Annotated in this window: 23 protein-coding genes; 13 read left to right on the top strand and 10 right to left on the bottom strand. The window is 67.0% G+C overall.

Annotation, left to right across the window (positions count from 1 at the left end; translation table 11 throughout):
- Nucleotides 1-159: 159 nt before the first annotated feature.
- Nucleotides 160-1,398, bottom strand: coding sequence for a M20 family metallo-hydrolase (locus tag CVH10_RS13455; protein ID WP_106488936.1), 1,239 nt, complete (start codon nt 1,396-1,398; stop codon nt 160-162).
- Nucleotides 1,399-1,654: 256 nt separating this feature from the next.
- Between CVH10_RS13455 and CVH10_RS13460 the strand changes: the two genes are divergently transcribed.
- From CVH10_RS13460 to aguA, 6 genes are all read left to right on the top strand, one after another.
- Nucleotides 1,655-2,629, top strand: a complete 975-nt coding sequence (locus CVH10_RS13460; RefSeq protein WP_106488937.1) for a helix-turn-helix domain-containing protein — start codon at nt 1,655-1,657, stop codon at nt 2,627-2,629.
- 132 nt (nt 2,630-2,761) lie between these two features.
- On the top strand, nt 2,762-3,985 hold the full coding sequence (locus tag CVH10_RS13465; protein WP_181244413.1) for an MFS transporter: 1,224 nt from the start codon (nt 2,762-2,764) through the stop codon (nt 3,983-3,985).
- Nucleotides 3,982-5,412: an amidase gene (locus CVH10_RS13470; RefSeq protein ID WP_106488939.1), complete on the top strand. Its 1,431-nt coding sequence runs from the start codon at nt 3,982-3,984 to the stop codon at nt 5,410-5,412. Before CVH10_RS13465 ends, CVH10_RS13470 begins: the two co-directional genes overlap by 4 nt.
- A 186-nt stretch (nt 5,413-5,598) precedes the next feature.
- Complete coding sequence (locus CVH10_RS13475; protein WP_106488940.1) at nt 5,599-7,017, top strand: aminotransferase; 1,419 nt, start codon at nt 5,599-5,601, stop codon at nt 7,015-7,017.
- Nucleotides 7,018-7,092: 75 nt separating this feature from the next.
- Complete coding sequence (locus CVH10_RS13480) at nt 7,093-8,436, top strand: Na+/H+ antiporter NhaC family protein (RefSeq protein ID WP_035599382.1); 1,344 nt, start codon at nt 7,093-7,095, stop codon at nt 8,434-8,436.
- A gap of 14 nt (nt 8,437-8,450) precedes the next feature.
- Nucleotides 8,451-9,566: an agmatine deiminase gene (gene aguA / locus CVH10_RS13485; protein WP_035599394.1), complete on the top strand. Its 1,116-nt coding sequence runs from the start codon at nt 8,451-8,453 to the stop codon at nt 9,564-9,566.
- A gap of 35 nt (nt 9,567-9,601) precedes the next feature.
- On the opposite strand, the gene CVH10_RS25640 is transcribed toward aguA, so the two are convergent.
- Nucleotides 9,602-9,778, bottom strand: a complete 177-nt coding sequence (locus tag CVH10_RS25640) for a hypothetical protein (protein ID WP_173834936.1) — start codon at nt 9,776-9,778, stop codon at nt 9,602-9,604.
- A 146-nt stretch (nt 9,779-9,924) separates the two neighbouring features.
- Here CVH10_RS25640 and CVH10_RS13490 point away from each other — a divergent pair, with 146 nt between their 5' ends.
- The gene (locus CVH10_RS13490) at nt 9,925-10,926 is read left to right on the top strand and encodes an LLM class flavin-dependent oxidoreductase (protein WP_106488941.1); all 1,002 of its coding nucleotides are present in this window, start codon (nt 9,925-9,927) and stop codon (nt 10,924-10,926) included.
- Between the two features lie 133 nt (nt 10,927-11,059).
- Nucleotides 11,060-11,440 (top strand): hypothetical protein, encoded by a 381-nt coding sequence (locus CVH10_RS13495; RefSeq protein ID WP_035599376.1) that lies wholly within the window; start codon nt 11,060-11,062, stop codon nt 11,438-11,440.
- 34 nt (nt 11,441-11,474) lie between these two features.
- On the opposite strand, the gene CVH10_RS13500 is transcribed toward CVH10_RS13495, so the two are convergent.
- The 3 genes from CVH10_RS13500 to pobA all read right to left on the bottom strand — a co-directional run bounded on the left by CVH10_RS13500 (nt 11,475) and on the right by pobA (nt 14,530).
- Nucleotides 11,475-12,260, bottom strand: a complete 786-nt coding sequence (locus CVH10_RS13500; RefSeq protein WP_035599373.1) for an ion transporter — start codon at nt 12,258-12,260, stop codon at nt 11,475-11,477.
- 126 nt (nt 12,261-12,386) lie between these two features.
- Nucleotides 12,387-13,076: a metal-binding protein ZinT gene (locus tag CVH10_RS13505; protein WP_106488942.1), complete on the bottom strand. Its 690-nt coding sequence runs from the start codon at nt 13,074-13,076 to the stop codon at nt 12,387-12,389.
- A gap of 269 nt (nt 13,077-13,345) precedes the next feature.
- A complete protein-coding gene (pobA, locus tag CVH10_RS13510) occupies nt 13,346-14,530 on the bottom strand; it encodes a 4-hydroxybenzoate 3-monooxygenase (RefSeq protein ID WP_106488943.1) in 1,185 nt (394 codons plus the stop codon).
- A 150-nt stretch (nt 14,531-14,680) separates the two neighbouring features.
- On the opposite strand from pobA, the gene CVH10_RS13515 reads away from it, so the two are divergent.
- Nucleotides 14,681-15,595 carry a helix-turn-helix domain-containing protein gene (locus CVH10_RS13515; RefSeq protein ID WP_106488944.1) on the top strand — a complete coding sequence of 305 codons (915 nt, stop codon included), beginning with the start codon at nt 14,681-14,683 and terminating at the stop codon, nt 15,593-15,595.
- A gap of 171 nt (nt 15,596-15,766) precedes the next feature.
- Entirely contained in the window at nt 15,767-16,675 is a 909-nt protein-coding gene (locus tag CVH10_RS13520; protein ID WP_106488945.1) for an MBL fold metallo-hydrolase, read from the top strand.
- Nucleotides 16,676-16,864: 189 nt separating this feature from the next.
- On the opposite strand, the gene CVH10_RS13525 is transcribed toward CVH10_RS13520, so the two are convergent.
- The 5 genes from CVH10_RS13525 to CVH10_RS13545 all read right to left on the bottom strand — a co-directional run bounded on the left by CVH10_RS13525 (nt 16,865) and on the right by CVH10_RS13545 (nt 21,925).
- On the bottom strand, nt 16,865-18,076 hold the full coding sequence (locus CVH10_RS13525; protein WP_106488946.1) for a DcaP family trimeric outer membrane transporter: 1,212 nt from the start codon (nt 18,074-18,076) through the stop codon (nt 16,865-16,867).
- A 173-nt stretch (nt 18,077-18,249) separates the two neighbouring features.
- Nucleotides 18,250-19,539 (bottom strand): TRAP transporter large permease, encoded by a 1,290-nt coding sequence (locus CVH10_RS13530; RefSeq protein ID WP_106488947.1) that lies wholly within the window; start codon nt 19,537-19,539, stop codon nt 18,250-18,252.
- Nucleotides 19,529-20,059 carry a TRAP transporter small permease gene (locus CVH10_RS13535; protein WP_369335804.1) on the bottom strand — a complete coding sequence of 177 codons (531 nt, stop codon included), beginning with the start codon at nt 20,057-20,059 and terminating at the stop codon, nt 19,529-19,531. The genes CVH10_RS13530 and CVH10_RS13535 overlap by 11 nt, the downstream gene beginning before the upstream one ends.
- A 3-nt stretch (nt 20,060-20,062) precedes the next feature.
- Nucleotides 20,063-21,091: a TRAP transporter substrate-binding protein gene (locus tag CVH10_RS13540; RefSeq protein WP_106488948.1), complete on the bottom strand. Its 1,029-nt coding sequence runs from the start codon at nt 21,089-21,091 to the stop codon at nt 20,063-20,065.
- Nucleotides 21,092-21,244: 153 nt separating this feature from the next.
- Nucleotides 21,245-21,925 (bottom strand): GntR family transcriptional regulator, encoded by a 681-nt coding sequence (locus tag CVH10_RS13545; protein ID WP_106488949.1) that lies wholly within the window; start codon nt 21,923-21,925, stop codon nt 21,245-21,247.
- A gap of 143 nt (nt 21,926-22,068) precedes the next feature.
- Between CVH10_RS13545 and CVH10_RS13550 the strand changes: the two genes are divergently transcribed.
- Genes CVH10_RS13550 through CVH10_RS13560 form a run of 3 tightly spaced genes read left to right on the top strand, consistent with a single transcriptional unit; the run spans nt 22,069 to nt 25,153 of the window.
- On the top strand, nt 22,069-23,136 hold the full coding sequence (locus tag CVH10_RS13550) for an aromatic ring-hydroxylating dioxygenase subunit alpha (RefSeq protein ID WP_106488950.1): 1,068 nt from the start codon (nt 22,069-22,071) through the stop codon (nt 23,134-23,136).
- Nucleotides 23,133-24,101 carry a PDR/VanB family oxidoreductase gene (locus CVH10_RS13555; RefSeq protein WP_106488951.1) on the top strand — a complete coding sequence of 323 codons (969 nt, stop codon included), beginning with the start codon at nt 23,133-23,135 and terminating at the stop codon, nt 24,099-24,101. Before CVH10_RS13550 ends, CVH10_RS13555 begins: the two co-directional genes overlap by 4 nt.
- Nucleotides 24,102-24,145: 44 nt before the next feature.
- Nucleotides 24,146-25,153, top strand: a complete 1,008-nt coding sequence (locus CVH10_RS13560; RefSeq protein ID WP_106488952.1) for a TRAP transporter substrate-binding protein — start codon at nt 24,146-24,148, stop codon at nt 25,151-25,153.
- The last annotated feature ends 61 nt before the right edge of the window (nt 25,154-25,214 follow it).

Here is a 25,214-nt window from a genome sequence, read left to right on the forward strand (position 1 = left end):
CAGGGTCGCGCCATCGACGGCGTCGACGAAGGCATCGTCGACGTAGGCGCGGGTCTCGAAGCCTTGCTCGACCAGCGCGGCGGCCAGCGCCTGCCAGTCGTCACGGGTCGTCGGATGAGACATCGCTTGGGACTCGGTGGTCATGAAGGGCTCCCGTGATCAGGCCGGACGGTCGGCGCGAGCCAGCATGGCGTCGCACAGCACCTGGGCCCCCAGGCTGCAGTGCTCCGGGGTGGCGTACTCGGCCTCGTTGTGGCTGATGCCGTCGCGGCAGGGAATGAAGATCATCGACGTGGGGACGACGCGGGACACGTAGACGGCGTCGTGCCCGGCGCCGCTCATCATGCGCCGCCAGGGCACCGCCTGGGCCTGGGTGGCGGCCTCTACCGCGGCGATGCACTCGGGGGCGAACTCCACCACCGGCGAGGCCCAGATCCGCTGCTGTGATACCGCCACGCCGAAGGTCTCGCCGGCGGCAGCCAGCTCGCGCTCGAACAGCGCCTCCAGAGCGTCCAGCTCGGTCTCCACCACATGGCGCAGGTCGACGGTGAGGCGCACCTCGCCGGGGATCACGTTACGCGAGGCGGCCTCGATGTCCAGGCAGCCGCAGGTGACCTTGGTATCGCCGCTGGCATCGGCCAGGGCGTGGGCCTGCAGGCGGTCGATCAGGCGCGCCGCCGCCGCCAGGGCGTCGTGGCGCAGCCGCATCGGGGTGGGGCCGGCATGGGCCGACTGGCCGGTAAAGGTGACGTCGAACCAGCGCATGCCCTGCACGCCGGTGACCACGCCGACGGATTCCCCGGCGTCCTCGAGCACCGGCCCCTGCTCGATGTGCAGCTCGAAGAAGCCGTCCAGCCGCGGCTCGCCCACCGGCAGGTCGCCGGCGAAGCCGCAGGCCACCAGGGCCTCGCCGAGGGTCACGCCGTCGGCGTCGCGACGGGCCAGGGTGTCCTCGACGGCGAACTCGCCGGCATAGGTGCCGGAAGCGACCATCGCCGGGGCGAAGCGGCTGCCTTCCTCGTTGGTCCACACCACCAGTTCGAGGGGGCGCTCGGTGACGATGCCCTGGTCGTGCAGGCTGCGGAACACCTCGAGCCCGGCCAGCACGCCGAGGATGCCATCGAAGCGGCCGCCCTTGGGCTGGGTATCCAGGTGGCTGCCGGTGGCCACCGGCTCGAGGTCTTCGCGCTTGCCGGCGCGACGGATGAACAGGTTGCCGACCCGGTCGACCCGCCAGGTGCAGCCGATCGCCTCGCACCAGTCGAGCAGCAGGCGCCGGCCGGCGGCATCCTCGGGGGTCAGCGCCAGGCGGCAGCTACCGCCGTTGGCGGTGGGGCCGATCTCGGCCATGGCCATCAGCGTGTCCCACAGCCGCTGGCCGTCGATGGTCGTCGTCATGGTGCGCTCTCCGATCGTTGTTCGTCATGCCAGCGACCTTACGAGGACGGCGCAAGTCCCCGATATACCCCAATCAGGATATGTTGACGATAGCGCCTGAGGCGGGAACGGATTCCCGGTCGGCAGCCGGTACGCCTCGCCGGTGTGCCGACTTCCCTCGTTCGGGGTATATTGACGGCGTGTCGCCCCGCCCTACCTTGTTCGGAGGGCCGCACTCGCACTGTCTCCAGATGCCACCTCCGGAGGGCCCCGCACCATGACCACCATGCCGGCCACCTCCCGACAATACGATTGCCACAGCAGCACCGACTGGTTCGCCCTGAGCGCGCAGCACGACGCCTTCCGACTGCGCTGGGACCAGCCCGCGGGGCGCGGCTGGGAGGCCTGCTATCGCCTGTCCCCCGGCCTCTGGCTCCGCACCCTCGACCTGGAGCAGGCCTCGGGCTGCCTGCCGGCCTGGATCCCCGGCGGCCATCTGACCCTGGCCGGCATGCTGGACGGCGTCACCGCCCTGGAAACCCCGGAGGGGGAGGCCTTCGAGCTGGGAGACGGTCGGTTGCTGTGCAGCCATCGTCGCCAGGGCACGGCCTTCCTGGACCGTTGCCCAGAACCGGGGCGCTACCTGATGGTACTGCTGATCCTCGACCCCGAACGCCTGCGCCGACCTCCCTTCGGACTCACCGCCAACGATATTGCCCGCTTCGCCCCGGGAATCGACGGCAACCGCCGCCTGCCCCTGGACGCCGCGTTGCACCGCTGCCTGAGCGACATGGCCTCGCCGCCGGTGGATCCACGCCGCCTGCCGCTCTACCTGCAGGCCAAGATCAGCGAATTCCTCTGCCTGCTGATGAGCCCCCCCGCGCAGGCCTCCCCGCTCCCGGAGAGCGAGTGCAGGGATCGCGAGGCCCTGGAGGCGGCACGCCGCCGACTGCTCACCAACCTGGCCCGGCCACCGCACCTCGCCGAGCTGAGTCGCGCCATCGGCATGAGCGAGAGCAAGCTCAAGCAGCGCTTCCGGGAATACCACGGCCAGTCGCTCTCCGACTGCCTGCGCCAGGCGCGCCTGCGCGAGGCCGAGCGACTGCTGGGCGACGAGCGCCTGCCCATCGCCCGGGTCGCCGAGGCCCTGGGCTACGAGCATCCGGCCAACTTCACCACCGCCTTCAAGCGCGAGCTCGGCCTGACCCCGCGGGACTATCGCAAGCACAAGCGCCAGCGGCTTCAGCACTGAGCCCAGTCCGTTGCGCCACGGTACAGCTCCGTCTCGTCGCAATAGTTTTCCGGCTCGACGCAAAACATCGCCACCCCCGGCCCTGATAGCTTGTGGATGTCGCCATCCATAATCACAACCAAGGGCCCCTCCATGACTCACGACTCCCGTGCTCCGGCCGTCCGCGGCCCCCTCCCTCGGCGTCTCGATCCCGACGGCTATCCCGCCACCTTCCTGGTCTCCCTGGCCGGCTTCGGCGGCCTGGTGGTGCTGGCGGTACTACCCCTGCTGGTCACTCGCCTGGTGGTGGAACTCGGCCATAGCGAGGCCCAGGCCGGGATGGTGGTCTCCGCCAACCTCTTCGGCAACGCCCTGGGCATGCTCGGCGTCGCCGGGCTGCTGCGCCGCACCGGGCTCAAGGCCCTGGCGGCGGGTGGCGCCAGCCTGATCCTGGCCTGCGAGCTGGCCTCCCTGACCGTTACCGCCCTGGCGCCACTGGTGTTGGTGCGCCTGGCCTCCGGGCTCGGCGGCGGCCTGCTGGCCGGCGCCGCCTATGCCTGGGCCGCCCGGCGCCACCATCCCGAGCGCGGCTACGCCATGCTGCTGTTGCTGCAGTTCCTCGGCGCGGGCCTGCTGCTGTTCCTGCTCGAGGCCCCGGTGGCTCGCTTCGGCCTGTCCGCTCTCTACCTGACTTTCGCCGGCTGTGCCCTGCTGGCACTGCTGTGCATCCCCGCCATGGGCCGCACGGCCCCCGACGCCGCCGCGCCCCTGGGCAGCGCCCGCCACGGCACCAGCGCCATCTGGCGGGATTGGCGGCTGTGGGGCCTGCTGCTGGCCATCGCCCTGTTCGAGGTCGCCAACGCCGGCGCCTGGGCCTTCCTCCAGGCCTTCGGCCAGGCGCTGGCGCTGCCCGAGGCGCAGATCCATGGCGTCACCGTGATCGCCGGCGGTATCGGCGGCGTCGGCGCCCTGGCGGTGATGTGGCTCGGCGAACGCCGGGGACGCACTCGTCCCCTAGCCGCGGGGCTGCTGCTGTCGCTGGGCGCCACCGCCGCACTGCTGCTGGACCGGGGCCTCGCGCCCTACGCCGCGGCGGTGATGGTGCTGAGCATCTGCTGGGCCTTCACCCTGCCCTACCTCCAGGGCGCCCTGGCCCAACTGGATCGCCATGGCGAGCTCACCGCCATCGGCTGTTTCGTGATGATGTGCAGCCTGTCCCTGGGGCCCTGGTTGGTCGGCCTGGGCATCGATGCCGGCGGCAGCCCCCTGGGCCTGCTGCTGATCCTTGGCTGCTTCGCCGCCTGCCTGGCCGCCGCCCTGCCGGTGACCCGGCTCACCGATGCCCCCGCCACCCCCACCGAGGAGATCACCCCATGAACCTGGACCTTTGCTACCTGAGCGCCCGGGAATGCCTGAATCGCTTCCGCCGTGGCAGCCTCTCCCCCGTGGAACTGCTGGATGCGCTGATCGAGCGCGCCGAAGCCCTGGAGCCGCGCATCAACGCTTTCTCCTTCACCTATTTCGAGGAGGCCCGCGAGCAGGCGAAGCGGGCCGAGCGTGCCTGGCGCGACGGCACCGCCCGCCCCCTGGAAGGCATCCCGGTAGCGATCAAGGACGAGCCGATGATCGAGGGGCGCCCCACCACCAACGGCTCACTGCTGCTGGAGGGTCATGTGGCCGACTACACCGACCCTCTGCCACAGCGGCTGCAGGAGGCCGGCGCCATCATCCATGCCCGCACCACCACTCCGGAATTCTCCATGTCGCTGGCCACCTGGTCGACGCTGTGGGGGGTGACCCGTAACCCCTGGAACCCCGACTGCACCCCCGGCGGCTCCTCCGGCGGCGCGGCGGCGGCCCTGGCTGCCGGCACTACCATCCTGGCCAGCGGCAGCGATATCGCCGGCTCGATCCGCATCCCCGCTTCTCTCACCGGGAACGTCGGCTTCAAGGCGCCCTGGGGCCGGGTCCCCGAGATGTACCCCTGGAACCGCGAGCCCTTCGCCCAGAGCGGCGGCCTGGCGCGCTCGGTCGGCGACATGATCCTGATGCAGAACGTGATCGCCGGCCCCCACCCCTACGACCTCTGTTCGCTGCCCGCCTACACCCTGCCCAAGCGGCAGGCACCCATCGCCGGCATGCGCATCGCCCTGTGCCCCGACCTGGGCTATTTCGCCGTGGACCCGGAGGTGCGCCAGGCCCTGGAGGGCGCCGCCGAGGCACTGCGCGACCTGGGTGCCGAGGTGGAGGTCATCGATATCGACTGGCCCAGCGAGGCCGGCCGGGTGATCATGCAACACCTCATGTTCCAGGCCGGCAGCGTCTTCCATGAGCAGTTGGGCGATGACATCCCCATGGACAAGCTCACCTCCTATGCCCGCGAGATCGTCGAGGGTCGGGCCGGGGTCTGTTTCGACGACGAGAAGGCCGGCTGGCGAATCGCCGACGCCATGCTTCGCGAGCTGCAGGACAAGGTCTTCCAGGCCGGCTTCGACGCCCTGATCTGCCCCACCATGGCCACCACCCGGATCCCCGCGGACTACGACCAGACCCGCGACGTCCTGACGGTGGACGGCCGGCCGATCGACGGCATTACCGGCCTGTGCCTGACCTACCCCTTCAATATCCTCAACCGCTTCCCGGTGCTCTCGGTACCGGTGGGGGTCGGCGCCAACGGCGTGCCCATCGGCATGCAGATCGTCGCGCCGTCCTACGACGACGCCACCGCCTTCCGCATCGCCGGCGATCTGGAGGGGGTGCTGCCGACGCCTTTCACCGCCGGTCAACGACCGAAACTGACGTAACCCCAGGCCGCCGACCATCGGCGCCCCCTCCGCTACCAGCCCCCGCCCATGGGCGCGGGGGCGCGTCTCGTTGGCCGCCCAGGCCTCGGCGTCCACCCGTCTCCATCGACATATACCCCAATCAGGATATGTCGCCCCCTGCCCAGGGCTGGCTAGGCTGGCCTCCACTCGACAGGAGGTAATGCCATGACCACAACAAGCCCCCATCCGACAACCGACCGCCCCGTCCTCGATACCGAGACCCTGTGGCAGAAGGACAAGGATCACTTCATCCACCCCTTCACCGACTTCAGCGTCTTCCACGAGGAAGGCTGTGAACTGATCACCGACAGTGACGGCATCTACGTGGAAGACTCGCGTGGAAATCGCTTTATCGATGGCATCGCCGGGCTGTGGTGCGTCAACGTCGGCCATGGCCGCGCCGAGATCGGCCAGGCCATGGCCGACCAGGCCACCCGCATGGCCTACTTCTCTACCTTCAACAACCTGTCCAACGCTCCCGCCGCCGAGCTCTCCGCCAAGCTGGCCGAGCTCGCGCCCTCGCATCTCAACCACGTGTTCTACAGCTGCGGCGGCTCGACGGCCAACGACGCCACCATCCGCCTGGTCCACTACTACTTCAACCGGCTGGGCAAGCCGAACAAGAAGCGCATCATTTCACGCAACAACGCCTACCACGGCACCACCTACCTGGCCGCCACCCTGACCGGCATCGAGAGCAACAACTGGGCGTTCGATACCCTCGACCATCTGGTGACCCACCTCAGCGAGGCCAACTGCTATCGCCGGCCCGAGGGCATGAGCGAGGCCGAGTACTGCGACCATCTGGTCGATGAGTTCGAGCACACCGTCGCCGAGATCGGCGCCGACAACATCGCCGCCTTCATCGCCGAACCGATCATGGGGGCAGGCGGCGTGCTGGTGGCCCCGACGGGCTACCACAAGCGCATGCAGGCGGTATGCCGCGCCAATGAGATCCTCTACATCGCCGACGAGGTAGTGACCGGCTTCGGCCGCCTGGGGCATTTCTTCGCCTCCGAGGCGGTATTCGAGACCCAGCCGGACATCATCAACTGCGCCAAGGGCCTGTCGTCCGGCTACGCACCGCTGGGCGCCACCCTGATCTCCGACGAGATCTACGAAGTGCTGGGCACCCCACAGGGCAAGGGCGGCGTGCTGAGCACCGGCTTCACCTACTCCGGCCATCCGGTGAGCTGTGCGGCGGCGCTCAAGAGCATCGAGATCATCGAACGCGAGGCGATCTGCGAGAACGTTCGCGAAGTGGGCCCCTATCTCGAGCGGCAGCTGAAGACGCTCGGCCACCACGCCACCGTCGGCAACGTGCGGGGCAGCCACTTCATGATGTGCCTGGAGAACGTGGCCGACAAGGACACCAAGGCGCTGCTGCCGGTGGAGGCCCGAGTCGGCGACCGCATCGCCTTCGAGGCCCAGAAACGCGGTCTGATCATCCGCCCGGTGGGCCATCTGAACGTCATCTCGCCGACCCTGATCTGGACCCGCGAGACCGTCGATACCGCCGTGGCGATCCTCGACGAGGCGCTCTCCGCGGCCACCGAGTCGCTCCAGCGAGACGGCTTCCTGTAATCGTCCGATGCGGCGCCGTGACGGGCGCCGCACGCGTCAGATCCGCTCAATAGACAACGACAAAAGAGATCTCCCATGGAAACCTATGGCGCCTGGAGCCTGATCCCCACCCTGGTGGTGCTGGGCATGGCTCTCCTGACCCGACGCACCATCGAGTCCCTGCTGGCAGGCACCCTGGTCGGTCTGCTGATGATCGACCCGACCACCGTCATCACCCAGGGGTCCGATATCCTGCTCGGGGTGCTGGGCAACGATACCGTGACCTGGATCATCCTGGTCTGCGGCCTGTTCGGCAGCCTGATCGCCCTGCTGGTGAAGACCGGCGGGGTGCTCAGCTTCGGCGACGTGATGACACGCCGTATCCGGCACAAGCATCAGAGCCTGCTGACGACCTGGGTACTGGGCCTGGTGATCTTCGTCGACGATTACCTCAACGCCCTGACCATCAGCGCCTCGATGAAGAAGATCACCGACCGCTTCGGCATTTCCCGCGAGAAGCTGGCCTACATCGTCGACTCCACGGCGGCGCCGGTATGCATCCTGGTGCCTTTCTCCACCTGGGCGGTGTTCTTCGCCGGCCTGCTGGAGGAGAACAACGTGACGGGCAACGGCATGGGCCTGTACATTGAGGCCATTCCCTACATGTTCTATGCTTGGGTCGCGGCCGCCATCGTGCCGCTGGTGGCGCTCGGGTGGATGCCCGACATCGGCCCGATGAAGACCGCCGAGGCGCGCGCGACCGGCGGCCATCCGATACCCGAGGGGGTCGCCGACGCCACCCTGGAAGTCGACGAGGACAAGCCCCGCCCTCACCTGATCAACTTCCTGCTGCCCATCGCCACGCTGATCTTCTTCACCTGGTACTTCGACATCGATATCCTGCGTGGCGTCATCGTGTCGCTGGCCGTGCTGCTGGTGCTGATCGGCGCTCAGCGACTGCTGAGCTTCCACGAGACCTTCGACACCGCACTGGACGGTTTCAAGGCCATGATCATGCCGCTCGGCACCCTGGTGGCCGGCTTCACCCTCAAGGAAGTCAACGACGTCCTGGGGCTGACCGATTTCGTGATCGCCACCGTCGAACCGCTGATGACCCCCGGCATGCTGCCGGCGGTAGTCTTCGTCACCATGGCCTTCCTGGCGTTCGCTACCGGCTCCTTCTGGGGGCTGTTCGCCGTGGCCATGCCCATCGTGCTGCCGCTGGCAGGAAGCGTCGACGCCAGCATGCCGCTGGTGGTGGGCGCCCTGATCTCGGCCAGCGCCTTCGGCAGCCACGCCTGCTTCTACGGCGACTCCACCGTACTCTCCGCCCAGGGTAGTGGCTGCACGCCGATGGCCCATGCCCTGACCCAGCTTCCCTACGTGCTGATTGCCGCCACCATCGCCACCGGTGTATTCCTGGTGGTCGGTCACCTGTGAGACCCGACATGACGATGACATCAACCCAAGGCGCCCGGTCGGGCGCCGCTCCTCAGAGCCCGGCCGCCCGGGGCTTCGCCATGCCCGCGGAGTTCGCCCCCCATGATGCCTGCTGGATGCTCTGGCCCCAGCGCCCCGACACCTGGCGCTATGGCGCCAAACCGGCCCAGCAGGCCTTCGTCGAGGTGGCCACCGCCATCGCCGAGAGCGAGACGGTGTTCGTCGGCGTCAACGACGAGCAGTACGAGAATGCCCGCATCCAGCTGCCGGAACACGTGCGGGTGGTCGAGATCTCCAGCAACGATGCCTGGATGCGCGATGTGGGCCCGACCTTCCTCACCCACCCCGACGGCCGGATGGCGATGGTCGACTGGGAATTCAACGCCTGGGGCGGCCTGAAGGGCGGGCTCTACTTCCCCTGGGACAAGGATCGCCGCATCCGCACCAAGATCGCCGAGATGCTCGGTATCGAACGCTTCGTGGCGCCCGTGGTGCTGGAAGGCGGAGCCATCCACGTGGACGGCGAAGGCACCCTGCTGACCACCGAGGAGTGCCTGCTCAACGAGAACCGCAATCCGGACCTGTCGAGGGCCGAGATGGAACGCATCCTGTGCGATACCCTCGGCGTGGAGAAGGTGATCTGGCTGCCTCGCGGCTGCCACCTCGACGAGACAGACGGCCACGTCGACAACCTGGCCTGCTTTGTGGCCCCCGGCGAAGTGGCCCTGACCTGGACCGACGACGAGTCCGATCCCCAGCACGCCATCTCCCGGGAGGCGCTGGCGGTGCTGGAAAGCGCCACCGACGCCCGCGGGCGCCCCCTGACGGTACACCGACTGCCCCAGCCCGGCCCGCTGCACATTGCCGAGGACGAGGCCAGCGGCATCGACCGCCTCAGCCACTCGCACCCGCGGCGCCCCGGCGATCGCATGGCCGGCTCCTACGTCAACTTCTACATCGGCAACTCGGTGGTGGTGATGCCGCTGCTCGACCCGGCGCATGACGACGAGGCGCACGCCATCGTTCAGCGCCTGTTTCCGACCCGGCGGGTGATCGGTGTGCCGGCCCGGGAGATCCTCCTCGGCGGCGGCAATATTCACTGCATCACCCAGCAGCAGCCCCGCCCCTGACCCCGCCCCTGCCCCCCGTCCCGACGGGGGCAGGCTCACAGCACCAGGCTGACGATCAGCGCCGCCCCGCCGACCAGCAGGGCGGTGACCACGGCCAGGATGACCAGCCGATCCAGCCAGCGATCGAGGAGCGTCCAGTCGAGGCGGTGTGAGCGGCGATGCGGAGTGGCTCCGCGTCGTCGCGACGGGGAGCCCGGGGACCTGGGCGACATGAGCAAGCTTCCTTGTGCATCCTGTCTTCTGAGCTTAAGGGGGGCGCCGTAACGAAGCCAGCGGGCGCGTCCATTCGACCACGGCCATTGTGTCGAGCGGCGGTCGTCCCCATGTAACATTGAGCAAGCTAATGACTGGAGCCCTCATGCCCCGCCTCAACGAGATTCCGCTCTCGGTGCTCGACCTCGCCCCGATTCGCCACGGCGGCAGCGCCGCCGAGACCTTCGACGACAGCGTCACCCTGGCCCGACTGGCCGAGCGCCGCGGCTTCGAACGCTTCTGGCTGGCCGAACACCACAGCATCGACGGCATCGCCAGCGCCGCCACCTCGGTGCTGATCGGCCACGTCGCCGGCCGGACCTCGCGCATCCGCGTCGGCAGCGGCGGCATCATGCTGCCCAACCACCCACCGCTGGTGATCGCCGAGCAGTTCGGCACCCTGGAAACGCTCTATCCGGGCCGCATCGATCTGGGCCTGGGCCGCGCCCCGGGCGCCGACGCCGCGACCATGGCCGCCCTGCGCCGCGACGCCTTCGCCGGGGTCGACGACTTCCCCCAGCGCCTCGAGGAGCTCAAGGGCTATCTCGACGACGAGCGCCCCGGCCAACGGGTACGCGCGGTGCCCGGCCAGGGCACTCGGGTGCCGCTGTGGCTGCTGGGTTCCAGCGACTACAGCGCACGGCTGGCCGGCCGCGAGGGCCTGCCCTTCGCCTTCGCCGCCCAGTTCGCCCCGGCCCGCCTGCACGAGGCGCTCAGGGTCTATCGCGACAACTTCCAGCCCTCGGCGCTGCTCGATGCGCCCTACGCCATGGTCGGCCTGCCGGTGATCGCCGCCGACAGCGACCTGCAGGCCGAGTACCTGGCCAGCACCGCGCGTCAGAAGTTCCTCGGCCTGGTGCGCGGCCAGCGCATCCTGGCCCAGCCGCCGACGGAGCACCTGGACTGGTCGCCGCTGGAGCAGTCCCAGGTCGAGCAGTTCCTGGGCGCGGCGGTGATCGGCGGCCCGGACACCGTGCGCGAGGGCCTCGAGGCCTTCCTCGAGGCCACCGGCGCCGACGAGCTTATGCTGCACACCGACGTCTACAGCCTCGAGGATCGGCTTCGCAGCTACGAGATCGTCGCCGACCTGTGGCAGGCCGATACCTGAGGCGCCCCGACTGCAACGATTCTCCACTCGCGATGTCGATGGTGCGACGATGTCGAGATCGTGGGCCTCGATGGCGGCGACCGCGAGCTCGAACTCACACTCGATCACGACCTCAAGGTCACGGGAGCGGAAGATGACGGATAGACGCCAAGGGCAAGACCACAACGCCGCCTGGATGGCGGCCCGGCAGTGGCGGGAACGGGCGCGCCAGGCACGCCCGACCGGGGCCATGAGCGGCCCCCGGCTGGTGCTCACCTGGCTGCTGTTCGGCGCCATGATGATCGTCGGCACCCTGCTCGGCCTGGTGTTCCTGCTGGTCGGCTGGCTGATGCTGCCGTTCCTGCGCCACCGCATGAAGAAGCGCATGGAGCAGATGCGCGCCGAGCAGGCCGAGGACGTCGGCGGCGGCGCCCATCGCGAGGCCCCGTCACGGGAGCGCGAGGCGCGCCAGGGCCGCAGCGTCCGGCATGACACCCTGGAAGGCGATTACGTGGTCAAGGACGACGAGCGCTAGGGCCCCGGCGACGATTCGGCAACGCCTTGGGTGTCTAGTCCCGACGGCGCGCGTCGCCGATCTCCTCACCATCCCGGCGAGCCAGCTCGCCGCGCAGCGCGCCCACCTCCTCGCGCAGGGCGCGCACCTCGCCGTGCAGGTCACGGATCAGGTCGCGATTGGCCCGGTGCAGGCGTGACTGCTCGCTCTCCTGGTCATCGACGAACAGCGAGCCGACGTAAGCCGCGAAACTGCCGAACAGCCCCACGCCGGCGACCATCAGCGCCACCGCCACCATCCGCCCCAGGGTGGTGACCGGGAAGAAGTCCCCGTAGCCCACCGTGGTCACGGTCACGAAGGCCCACCACAGCGCCTCCTCGGCGGTGTCGATGGTACTTTCGGGATTGGGCCCCTCGACCAGCAGGATGGTCACCGAGCCGAAAGCCACCAGCAGCAGGGTCGCGGTGGCAGCCGAGACGAAGATGCCCTCGGCGCGATTGCGGAACAGCAGCCGCCAGATCATGTGCAGCGACTTGATCGCCCGCAGCAGACGGATCACCTGCACCACCCGCACCAGGCGGCCGGCGAACAGCAGCCCGGCCGGAATGCTCGCCACCAGATCGATCCAGCCCCAGCGCATGAAGCGCCACTTGTCCGTCGCGGCCCGGAAGCGCACGCAGAAGTCGGCGAAGAAGAACAGACAGGCCACCAGGTCGAGATAGTGCAGCAGCCGCGAGACCTCGGGCCGCAGGTCGAAGAGCACGTCCACGGCCAGGGCGCCGAGCACGTAGAAGGACAGGATCAGGATCAGCAGCTGAAAGGGCGTAAGGCGATCGTTCATGGCGGGTCGGTCAGCGTCCGTGGCACGAGCCTTCGCACCTTACGCCCCCGACGCCCGCTTGTCGCCCCGCACGCCCGGCTGCCCCCATCCCACGTCAGAGGAGCCGGGGCGAGACACCCGACGACGCTAGTGCGCCAGCATCTCCTCGGCGATCGCCTCGCCGTCCATGTCGGCGGGATAGTAGGTCGGCCAATGCTCGACCTCCTCCAGCAGCGCCTGGCGATCGTCGCCCCAGTACAGGTGGTAATGATGCGCATCGCGGGGGGCAATCGCATGATCGCTGAACTGGATGAACGCTGGCAGAGCCTCACCCCCGGCTTGCCGCTCGAAGATATAGCGGACACCGCGATTGCCGGCCTCGTAGGTCAGGACCTCGTAGCCGTCATAGGCATACTCTCCGGTACGTGCCCCTTGCGGGTCATGCAAAGTGACGTCACTGCCATCGATCTCGATACGCGCGACGTCCGTCCGGTAGCCTTTCTGGTAGTACGCCTTGACGTCATCGGCCGTCTTGTCGGCACTGTCCACCGCCTTGGCGGCCATCACCGGGTCGAGCGTGCCATCCTGAAGGTAGGGATAGACCGACTGCCACTCGCCCTGCCAGTCCGCCAGCGAACGGTCTTCGATCTGCTCGTCGTCGAAGTGGCCGGCGTAGATGTCCTCATCGTGGACATGTTCATGTCTGTGTTCATGAGCATGATCGTGGGTGTGATCATGCTCGTGGGCATCATCGGACGATTGGGCCCAGGCCCACTGGCCGCCGGCCATCACCAGCAGGCCGATGGCCAGAACGCCGAGTTTTCCAGGATATGTCATGTTCGCTATCTCTCCTCAGGGTGGTGGAACGCACCGGGCACCCGCATAAAAACAACGTTATAACATATCAAAAAAGGCCAGTGCGACCTGACCTTCCACCGAGGCCCGGGCGAGACGTGATTCTCGCGAAAGGCAGGCCCTTCACTACCCGAGCGACGCCGACCTGAACGCCATGACCAACTCATCCGGGGCGCATCGCCACCCACGCATTGGCCGGAAGCTTCTGCCGGCCGATGCGTTGTCGGAAGTATGCCGAGCGTGCCAGAGCGCTACTCCAGCGGCTCGTAGGGCAGCCCGACATAGTTCTCGGCGATGGTGGTGAGCCCAGCCTTGGAGCCGGTGACGTAGTCGAGCTCGGCCTGCTGCATGCGGGTGCCGAAGTCCTCCTCCTCGGAGAACTTGTGCAGCATCGAGGTCATCCACCAGGAGAAGCGCTCGGCCTTCCAGATCCGCTTGAGGCAGGTCTCGGAATAGCGCGGAATCAGGTCGGTGCGGCCCTCCTGGTAGACCTTGACCAGCAGCCGATAGAGAGTGTTCACGTCGCTGGCCGCCAGGTTGAGGCCCTTGGCGCCGGTGGGCGGCACGATATGGGCGGCATCGCCGACCAGGAACAGCCGGCCGTGCTGCATCGGCTCGACCACGAAGCTGCGCAGCGGGGCGATGCTCTTCTCCAGCGACGGGCCGGTGACCAGCGCCTCGGCGACCTCGTCGGGCACGCGGCGCTTGAGCTCTTCCCAGAAGCGCTCGTCCGACCAGTCCTCCACCTTCTCGTCCAGCGGCACCTGAATGTAGTAGCGGCTGCGGGTCTCGGAGCGCATGCTGCACAGCGCAAAGCCGCGCTCGTGGCGGGCGTAGATCAGCTCGTCGACCACCGGCGGCGTATCGGACAGCAGGCCCAGCCAGCCGAACGGATACACCCGCTCGAACGCCTTGATGCGGTCTTCGGGGATCGAGCGCCGCGACACGCCGTGGTAGCCATCGCAGCCCGCCACGTAGTCGCAGTCGAGACGCACCGTCTCGCCGTCCTTCTCGAAGGTGATGTAGGGGCTGTCGCTCTCGAGGTCGTGGGGCTGGACGTTGTCGGCCTCGTAGATCGTGGTGCCACCGCCGGCCTCGCGGGCCGCCATCAGGTCGCGGGTCACCTCGGTCTGGCCGTAAACCATCACCTGCTGGCCGCCGGTCAACGCGGCCAGGTCGATGCGCACCCGGCGGTTGTCGAAGGCCAGCTCGACGCCGTCGTGGGGCAGGCCCTCGGCATCCATGCGCTCGTCCACGCCGGCCTCGCGCAGCAGGTCGACCATGCCCTGCTCCAGCACGCCGGCGCGGATGCGGCTCAGAACGTATTCGCCGCTCTTTCGCTCGAGAATGACGTTGTCGATGCCCTGCCGGCTCAGCAGCTGGCCCAGCAGCAGCCCCGAGGGCCCCGCTCCGATAATAGCGACCTGTGTCTTCATGGCGAACTCCACCGTGTAGGGGTTTATCGTTGTAGAGTTGCATTTTTCCCTTAAGCGGACGCCTTTATAAGGCAATTTCTCCGTCAGAAATTGGACATTACCGGCATTCATGACCGACATTGGTCGTAGCCCCACTCAGGATGCGCCGCCATGCCCGACTCCCTCGTGCCCGTCTTCAAGCTCTACGGCGAGACCCGCCAGTGGCCGACGCCGGACCTGCTGCACTGCGAGTCGATCCCCGAGCGCAGCCGGCGCCACGACTGGCATATCCGCGCCCATCGCCACGCCGACCTCCACCACCTGCTGCACCTCTCGGCGGGCGGCGTGCGACTGGAACTGGAGGGCAGCAGCCGGGCCTACGACGGCCCGCTGCTGATTGTGGTACCGGCCATGAGCATCCACGGCTTCCGCTTCTCACCGGACACCACAGGTCACATCGTCACCCTGTCGCGGCCGCTGGTCGAAGGGCTGCAGCAGCGTCTGGGCGATCAGGCCGGCGTGCTGGCACGTGCTGAGGCCCATCCCCTGACCGCGCCGCGGCAGCGCGAGCGCATCGCCATCCTGGTGGCACAGATCGACGACGAGTATCGAAACCCCGCGCCGGGGCGCCGCCGCCTGCTGGAGGCGCTGATGGAAGCGCTGGTCGTGGAAACAGCCAGGCTGGCCGCGCCGGCCGCAAGTGCCCAGAGGTCGACGCCCCGGCAGCGCGATGAGGCCAGGACGCACCTGCAGGCGTACCAGGCGCTGATCGAGACGCACTACACCGAACAACCTCGCATCGAGTGGTTTGCCGAACGGCTGGGAATCACCGGCGACCACCTCAGCCTGCTGTGCCGGCGCCTGGCGGGCCGCAGCGCCCTGCAGCTGCTCCACGAGCGCCTGCTGCTGGAGGCCAAGCGCCAGCTCATCTACACCAACCTGACGGTGGGCGAGGTGGCCGACGGCCTGGGCTTCTCCGAACCCGCCTACTTCGCGCGCTTCTTCAAGCGCCTCGCCGGCACGCCGCCGCGCGACTTCCGCCGGCGACAGGACGAACAGGAAGGGAACGCATCCGGCGTGCCCTAACCCTGCCTCGCGCCAAGCTCCGACAGCCGCCAGCGCACCACGTTCGTCGAATTGTCGCTATCGACGCGACTGCTAGGCTCCTGATGGCGCAAAGCAAACATTAGTTCGCTTTGCGAATATCGCGGGCGCCACGTTCCCAGGGCCTGCCTTTGATCAGGAGATCGACAAGTCATGAATCTGCGCCCCATTCCCCTCCTGCTATTCGGCCTGTCGGCCGGCATGTCCGGCGCCGCCCTCGCCGAGACCAATATCGTCATGCTGGGCACCGGCACCCCGGTGCCCGACGGCGAACGCGCCGGAGCCGGCGTGGCCGTCATCCACGACGACGAAGCCTATGTGTTCGACGTCGGCGCCGGCGTCGTCGAGCGCGCGACCCAGGTCGCCGAGCGCCACGGCATCGAGCCCCTGAGCCCCATCAACATCGAGCATCTGTTTCTGACACACCTGCACAGCGACCACGTGCTCGACTATCCGGAGCTGCTGGCCACCTACTGGTGGCGCCGCAGCGACCCGCTGCAGGTGATCGGCCCGCAGGGCACCCAGGCGATGAGCGACGGCATCTACACCATGCTGGCCGAGGACACCCAGACCCGTCTGGCGGACAAGAGTCCGGTCACCAACCCCGACGCGGCTTACGCCGACGTCACCGAGATCGAGGGCCCGGGCGTGGTATTCGACGAGGACGGCGTGCGCATCGAAGCCTTCCCGGTCACCCACGGCCACTGGGACAGGGCCTATGGCTTCAAGGTCACGACCCCCGACAAGACCGTTGTCATCTCCGGCGACACCTCCCTCAACGACGAGGTACAGCGCCAGGCCGAAGGCGCCGATATCCTGGTCCATGAGGTGATCAGCCGCAGCGGCTGGGAGGAGCTCCCGGAGCAATGGCAGGCCTATCACCAATACGCCCACACCCTCACCGACGAGCTGGCGGGGCTGGCCACTGCCGCCGAGCCCGACCTGCTAGTGCTCTACCATGTGCTGCACTACGGAGCACCGATCGAGTCCGCCCTGGTGGAGGTCCAGCAGCAGTACGACGGCGAGGTGGTGCTGGCAGACGATCTCGACGTCTACCACTGATCGCTCGCCACCTCCGTTCGTCCCGGACCTCCCCGCTGCGAGGTCTCGCGGCGGGGAGGTGTCGTTCCGGACCCTGTCGAGGCCGAAGCTGCCGGAAGATCATCGTGTCTGACTCAAATAAAAAAACCGGCCCTAGGGCCGGTTAATCCATCGCCTGTGGGCAGGCAAGGTCAAAAGGAAGTCACGCGATCAGAAGTGGAACTGGGCACTGGCCTGCAGCCGGCTGGCATCCACTTCCTCGCCGTTGACCCGCTCCAGGTCGATCAGCTGGTACTCCATGCCCACCGTCATGCGCGAATTGACGTCCCAGATCAGGTTGACGTGCGAGTACTGCACGGTATCGGCCAGGCTCTGGAAGCCCGGGGCGTCGTCAGGCAGGTCCTGCTCGACCCGCGAGGTACCGATGGAGCTCGACCAGGCGTCGTTCCAGCGATGTTCCAGCGACACGCCGACGCTCTGCAGGTCGACGGCCTCGAGGTCGCCATTGGCATCCAGGTAAGCATCCGGCGCCCGATTCTTGGCGGCCCCGGGCGGCACGAAGTCCAGGTAACCTCCCAGGCCGCTGCCCACCATCATATTGCCCTTGAGTGTGGTGCTCCCCATTGGCAGCGCCCCTTGGGCGATCACGCCATAGCCAGTGGTGCTCTCGTCCTGACCGCTCACCGCCGAGTCGGTGGAGAACTGCCGCACCACCCCGGAGATCCCGAAGTTGCGCTTGTAGCGATAACGCAGGGTCAGGTCCGGCAGCTCGGTGTTCTCATCAACCGTGCCGCCGGGGCCGGCATCGGAGATGGAGTACTCGGGATTCTCGAGGGCCACCGCAAAGGTGTTGCCGCCCGCCTGATGGGTATAACGCACCTGCTCAGGCCGCCCGGCGGCATAGCCGATAGGATCGCCAAGCTTGAGCGTCCGCGGTGCGCCAAGGAAAAGCATGGCGTTGGACCAGGTCTGACCCGCCAGAAAGCCGTTGTACTCGCCGTAGGCGTGGCGCAGGTTCCAGCTGTTATCGGGGACGAAGTGGCCCTCGACATAGGTCTTGAGCATCTCGTCACCGAAACGCGTCTGGGTGCGGAAGTTGAGGCGAGACTCTTGGGCGGTGAAGGTCGTCTTGCCGTCGGTGGCATTGCCTTCACTGGCGGCTGCCAGCGGATCGGTGACCTCGCCCAGATCATAATCGAAGTCGTAGAGGGCATCGAACTTGACGTAGCCGCCGAAGGCAACATCGGTGTTGGTGCCGGGAATATTGAAGGTACTGCGATGGGCCCAGGGCGGGCCCACGCGGCTCGGCTCGCCGGTGACCACCGGCTGGCCAGCCTCGACCACATCGAAGGCAATGACGCTCTGGGCAGGCAGGAGGCTGGCCGGCAGCAGGGCCAGCAGCAGAGTCTTCTTGGCTTGCATATCGATCTCTCTAGTTGGTTGTTATGTATGCGTTGAACAACATTGTTTTTATAAAATTAAAACTGAATCAGAACTCTTTTTAGTCTCAACACCTCCTTTGGGCGCAGCGGTAGGAGCACCACCGATTCCTCGGTGGCGCTCACCTCTGAGTGAATGACGGGATTAGCGCAGGCTTACAGCAAGAACAGGCCGGTCAGCGCCGGGAACAGAATCAGCAGCGCCAGGCGCAGGAAGTCCGAGGCGATGAACGGCGACACGCCGCGAAAGATCTCGCCCAACGACACGTGCGGCGCCATGGCCTTGATCACGAACACGTTCATGCCCACCGGCGGGGTGATCAGGCCCAGCTCCACGGTCAGCACCGTGACGATGCCGAACCACACCGGATCGACGCCCAGCGACTGGATGATCGGGAACACCACCGGCACCGTGATCACCAGCATGGCGATGGCGTCCATGAACATGCCGAGCACGAAGTACATCAACAGGATGCACAGCACGATCACAATCGGCGCCAGGTCCATGCCGTACAGAAAGTCGCTGATCGAGAACGAGATCCGCGACACCGAGATGAAGTAGCCCAGGGTGTCTGCGCCCACCAGCATGAAGAACACCACCGTCGACAGCGACAGGGTCTCCTGCACCGCGCGCCACAGTTCGCGCCCGCGCAGGCCCTTGACCAGGGCATAGAGCAGGGTGGCGAAGGCGCCAACGCTGGCCCCCTCGGTGGGCGTGAAGATGCCGAAGTAGATGCCCAGAATCATGATCAGGAAGACCGCAAAGAACGGTACCAGTCCGCCCAGCGAGGCCAGCTTCTCGCGCCACGGGGTCGCCTCACCGGCCACGGCCAGCGACGGCTTCATGCGCATCACCACGGTCACGGTCAGGGCGTACATCACCAGCCCCATCAGCCCCGGCACCAGCCCGGCCATGAACATGTCGCCCACCGACTGCTCGGTGAGGATGGCGTAGATCAGCAGCGCGATGGACGGCGGGATCATGATGCCCAGGGTGCCGCCGGCGGCCAGCGCCCCGGTGGCCAGGCCGCGGTGATAGCCGTAGCGCTCCATCTCCGGCAGCGCGACGCGGGTCATGGTGCTGGCGGTGGCCAGCGACGAGCCGGAGATCGCGGAGAACACCCCACAGGAGCCCACCGCGGCGATGGCGAGCCCGCCCTTCCAGCCGCCGCAGATCACCCGGGTAGCCTGGAACAGCTTACCGGCCATGCCGGAATGCGCCGCCAGCACGCCCATCAGGATGAACATCGGCACCGCGCTGAAGCTGTAGTTGGACAGCACCTCCACCGGCACCGTCTTGAGCTGGGCGATGGCGGCGTCCCAGCTGATCACCTGGGCGAAGCCCACCACGCCGACGATCAGCATGGTCAGCGCCACCGGCACGCGCAGGATCATCAGGATCAGCAGCGCGCCGAGGCCCAGCGCGCCGATCATTTCACTCCCCATGGGACACCTCCGACTCGTGACCGAACAGCGCGCCGAGCAGCGCCTCGATCAGGCTGCGCACGCCCAGCAGCAGGCTCAGCAGCGACGCCGCGTAGTAGATGGGACTCATCGGCAGACGCAGGTCCTGGGTCACCTCGCCGTGGGAGGCGGCATTCTGCGCCGAGTCGAACAGGCTCAGGCACAGGATCAGGCCCAGCGCCGCGAAGCCCAGCAGATAGACCCCGTGCAGGCGATGCTTGATCGCCGGCGCGAGACCATGAGAGAAGGCCTCCACCACCACCTGACTCTTCTCGACGTTGGCGGCCATGGCCGCCAGCAGCGAGCACAACATCAGATAGCTGACCAGCTCGACGCTGCCGGTCACGCGCAGGGCAATGGCGCCCTCGGTGAGGCGATACAAATAGCGGGTGCTGACATCGGCGATGGTCACCGCCAGCAAGGCGACCAGGGCGACGCCGGCCACCACCCGACAGACGAGGGCCAGCCCGCGGCTGGCCCGTTCCAGATAGGCCGTCATCATGGCTTATTCCTGGGGAGCCGCGCAGGACTCGCTGGCCGCCAGCGCCGCCTCGTAGACCTCGCGGCCAGGCAGGCCGCGCTCCTCGAGGCCGGCGAGGTAGCCGTCGATGCCGTCCTGGAGCGGCTTCTGCCAGTCGGCATCCTGCAGCGGATCGGCGATCTCGCGGATGGTGTGACCGGCCTCGGCGGCCTCCTGCTTGCCCTCGCGGTCGAGGCGGTCGAACACCGCGCCGGCGTTCTCGGCCCACTGCATGCCGGAGTTGTCGTCGATCACCGCCTGCTGCTCGGGGCTCAGGCGGTCATAGGTGCGCTGGCTCATGGTGGCGACGAAGATCAGCGAGTAGAACGGCACCTCGGTGTGGTGCTCGGTCAGCTCGTTGAGGCGAAACACCTTCATGCCCTCCCAGGGGAAGCTCAGGCCGTCGATCACGCCGCGCTGCATGGCGGTGTAGATGTCCGGGGCCGGCATGCCGACCGGGCTGGCGCCCATGTTCTCGAGGATATCGCCGGCTACGGAGGTCGGGCGGCGGATGCGCAGCCCCTCGAGGTCCGCGGGCAGCTGCACGTCGGTGTCGATGGTGTGGATGCCGCCCGGCCCAGTGGTGAACATGAACAGCGGGCGAGTGTCCTCGTACTCGGCGTCCAGGTGGCCGTCGTCGTAGAGGGTCTGCAGCACGCAGGCGCCCTGGGTGGCATTGGTGGCCACGCCGGGCAATTCGACGATCTGCGACAGCGGGAAGCGCCCGGCGGTGTAGCCCTGGGCAGTGGCACCGATGTCGGCGATGCCGTTGGCCGCCGCCTCGTAAATGCCATCGGGCTTGGCCAGGGTGCCGGAGGGATACATCTCGATACGCAACTCGCCGTCGGACGCCTCCTCGATGGTCTGTGCCCAGTCCTTGAAGAGGTCCTGGTTGATGGCAGAGGCGCCGGGCCAGAAGTGGGCCATGCGCAGGGTGGTGGCGGCCTCGGCGGAGGCGGCGGTCAGGCCGGCCACGGAAGCAGCCAGCAGGCAGGCGGTGACATGAGTCTTCATGGGGCTTCTCCGAACGTCTTGTATCGTTGTGATGCACCATGGTGAGTTCGCATGGTGAACATGTGTTCGTTATTTAAGCCTGAAGATAAACCACCCGCCGCTTAGGCGAAAAGCGACTTTGGTCGCACTCAGGATCCATTAACCCCATTACACTCAGCGCGATCTTCCCTCCAGCACCTCGGTGTAGCGCAGTCCGATCAAGGCATGTTCACGCATCAGCATCTCGGCCCGCGCGCCCTCACCATTACGCAGCGCCTGAAACACCAGCTCGTGCTGCATCTGCGCCAGCTGCAGCTTGCGATATTCCCTTTCCAGCCATGCCGTATCGAGGATAATCGAATCCGCCGCCGCGAACGGCAGGTGGTTATTACGAGCGATCGCATCGCCGACGACATCACTCCCGGCCGCGGCCACGATCGTCCCGTGAAAACCGAGATTCAACTCGCTCCAGTCGGCGACATCGTCCTCGACGAGATATCCCTTCGCGAGCAGCTCCCGTCCTTTTTGGATCCAATTGGCCAGCTGATCGTGAAGCTCGGATGACAGTCTCTGCTCGGCCAGGCGTCGCGCCGCCAGCCCCTCCAAGACCCCTCGCACTTCGACCGCACAGCGCACGTCGGTGTCGGAAAACTCGCGCACTTGAAAGCCGCGCTTGCCGGCCCGCTGCAGCAGGCCCTCCTGTTCCAGGGTGCGAAACGCCAGGCGAACCGGCGTTCTCGAGACGCCCAGCTGCTCGGCGACCGCGACCTCCCCGAGCCTTTGGCCGGGGACAAGCTCGCCCTCACTGATCCATCGACGCAGCTGACCCACCACGCTCTTGCCACTGTTATTCACTTGATTTCCCTACCTTCATCATGTGTTTGACTACCCAACGATCAATGGATCCAACTAAAGGATAAGTTGACCTCTTGAGGGCAAAAAACCTTAACTTTGGATCCAAAATAAAACGACCTTGACCGAGTCACCGAGGAGATCCCATGACCCATCAAGCGCCCTATCCCAAGAATACCTGGTACGTCGCCTGCACTCCGGACGAGCTGGAAGACAAGCCTCTGGGCCGCACCATTTGCAACGAGCCGATCGTCTTCTTCCGTGGCGAGGAAGGCAAGGTCGCTGCCGTCGAGGACTTCTGCCCCCACCGTGGCGCGCCGCTGTCGCTGGGCTTCGTGCGCGACGGCCAGCTGGTGTGCGGCTATCACGGTCTGGAGATGGGCTGTGACGGCAAATGCTCGAGCATGCCGGGCCAGCGAGTCAGAGGCTTCCCGAGCATTCGCGCGTATCCGGTCGAGGAGCGCCACGGCTTCGTGTGGATCTGGCCGGGCGACCCCGAGCAAGCTGATACTGCGCTGATTCCCGAGCTGCATTGGGCCGAGGATCCGGGCTGGGCCTACGGCGGCGGGCTCTACCACATCCACTGCGACTATCGCCTGATGATCGACAATCTCATGGACCTGACCCACGAGACCTACGTGCACGCCTCCAGCATCGGCCAGCCGGAGATCGAGGAAGCGGCTCCCGTCAACCGCACCGAAGGCGACGAGGCGATCACCGAGCGTCACATGGAACGCATCCCCGCCCCGCCCTTCTGGCAGGCCGCGCTGCGCGGCAACGGCCTGGCCGACGACGTGCCGGTGGATCGCTGGCAGATCTGCCGCTTCACGCCGCCCAGCCACGTGCTGATCGAGGTCGGCGTGGCCCACGCCGGCCACGGCGGCTACGAGGCGCCGGCAGAGGTCAAGGCCTCAAGCATCGTGGTCGACTTCATCACCCCCGAGACCGACACCTCGATCTGGTACTTCTGGGGCATGGCGCGCAATTTCAATCCGGGAGACCAGGCGCTCACCGACCGCATCCGCGAGGGTCAGGGCCAGATCTTCGCCGAGGACCTGGAAATGCTGGAATCGCAGCAGCGCAATCTGCTGCGCTACCCCGACCGGCAGCTGCTCAAGCTCAATATCGACGGTGGCGGCGTCCAGGCGCGTCGCATCATCGACCGGATCCTCGCCGAGGAACGAGAGTCCCAGTCTGAGGAGGCCGCCTCATGAGTCAGGCATCCCTTTCATTGATCGTCGAGGTCAAGGCCCGCCGACAGGAGGCCCGAGACATCGTCACCTTCGAGCTGGCCGACCCACACGGCCGGCCGCTGCCAGCCTTCGGCGCCGGCGCCCATATCGACGTGCGGGTGAAGGACGGCCTGGTGCGTCAGTACTCGCTCTGCAACCACCCCGAGGAACGCGACCGCTACCAGATCGGCGTGCTGCGAGATCCGGGCTCGCGGGGCGGCTCCGAGGCCATGCACGACGAGATCCAGGAAGGCGACCTGCTGCAGATCAGTGCGCCCAAGAACCACTTCCCGCTGGAGCCGGCCGAGCGCATCCTGCTGCTGGCCGGCGGCATCGGCATCACGCCGTTGCTGTGCATGGCCGAACGCCTGGCCCATACCGACACTGACTTCAGTCTGGACTACTGCACCCGCTCGCCTGAGCGCACGGCCTTCCGCGAACGCATCGACGCCTCCACCTTTGGCGACCGGGTGCGCTTCCACTTCGATGACGGCGAGGCGTCACAGAAACTCGACCTGGAGGCGCTTCTCGGCAACCCGGATCCCGAGGCCCGAGTCTATGTCTGTGGCCCCACCGGCTTCATCGAGGCCGTAATGGCCACGGCCAAGGCCCACGGCTGGCCCGCCGACCGACTGCATAGCGAATACTTCGCCGGCGCCGTGACCACCAGTGATGACGATGACAGCTTCGAAGTCAAGCTCGCCAGCAGCGGCGCCAGCTACACCGTGCCGGCCGACAAGACCGTGCATCAGGTGCTGGCCGAGAACGGCGTCGAGATCATGGTCTCCTGCGAGCAGGGCGTGTGCGGTACCTGCCTGACAGGCGTGCTGGAGGGAGAACCCGATCATCGCGACCTCTACCTAGAGGACCATGAACACGCCGCCAACGACCAGTTCACCCCCTGCTGCTCGCGCGCCAAGAGCAAGACCCTGGTACTGGACCTCTGAACCACGCCCTTTCCCCACAATCACAACGACACAACGAGGATTGCATGCGACTCAAACCGATCGTGACCGGTCTCACCCTGGCCTGCGCCCTGACCAGCCAGGCATCGTTCGCCGAGACGACCCTGCGCGTCGCCCATGTCTGGCCCGGCGGCTCGCTGATCGACAGGGAACTCTTCCAGGCCTGGGCGAACAGCATCGAGGAGGCCTCCCAGGGACGACTGGAAGTGGAAGTCTATCCCGGCCAGACCCTGACCAAGTCGGACAAGACGTACGAAAGCGCCGCCAATGGCATCGCCGATATCGGCGCCTCAGCACAGGGCTATACCGCCGGACGCTTCCCGCTGACCCAGGTGGTCGAGCTGCCCGGGGTGTCGTCCAGCGCAGCCCAGGGCGCCTGCATCCTTCAGTCGCTCTATGACCAGGGCCATCTGGACGACGAATACGCCGATACTCACCCGCTGTTCCTGTTCACCACCGGCCCGGGCTACCTGCATACCAAGGAGCGCGCGATCGAGACCCCCGAGGACCTCGCGGGCCTGCGCCTCCGCCGCCCCACGCCACTGGTGGGCGACATGTTCGAGCGCCTCGATGCCCAGGCCGTCGGCATGCCGGCCCCGGACGTCTATACCGCCATGCAGCGCGGCGTGGTCGACGGGCTGAGCTTCAACTGGGAGGCCATGAAGACCTTTCGGCTCAACGACCTGGCCGATCATCACACCGAGATTCCGCTCTATGACCTGTCACTGTTCGCCACCATGAGTCAGCGCAGCTACGAGCGGCTGCCCGCGGACCTGCAGCACATCATCGACGAGCACAGCGGCGCCGAATGGGCACAGCGCGCCGCCGTCGTCTACGACGAGCTGATCCAGCAGGGACGCCAGGAAGCCGAAGCGGCCGGCGACGAGATCCTGGTCATCGAGAATGCCCTCGAGGACGACGACTGGGGGCCTGTTCTACAGGACACCATCGATCGCTATCTGAACGAGAACGGTGATCGCGCCGAGGCGGTCTATGAAGCCGCCATGACGTTCAAGGGGCAGTGCCCGGCCTGATCCCCCTCTCCATGTCTCGACGCGAAACGGCGGCCCTGGGGCCGCCGTTTCGCGTTGTGCA

The sequence above is a fragment of the Halomonas sp. ND22Bw genome, from assembly GCF_003011945.1.
In the GTDB taxonomy this organism is placed as follows: domain Bacteria; phylum Pseudomonadota; class Gammaproteobacteria; order Pseudomonadales; family Halomonadaceae; genus Halomonas; species Halomonas halophila.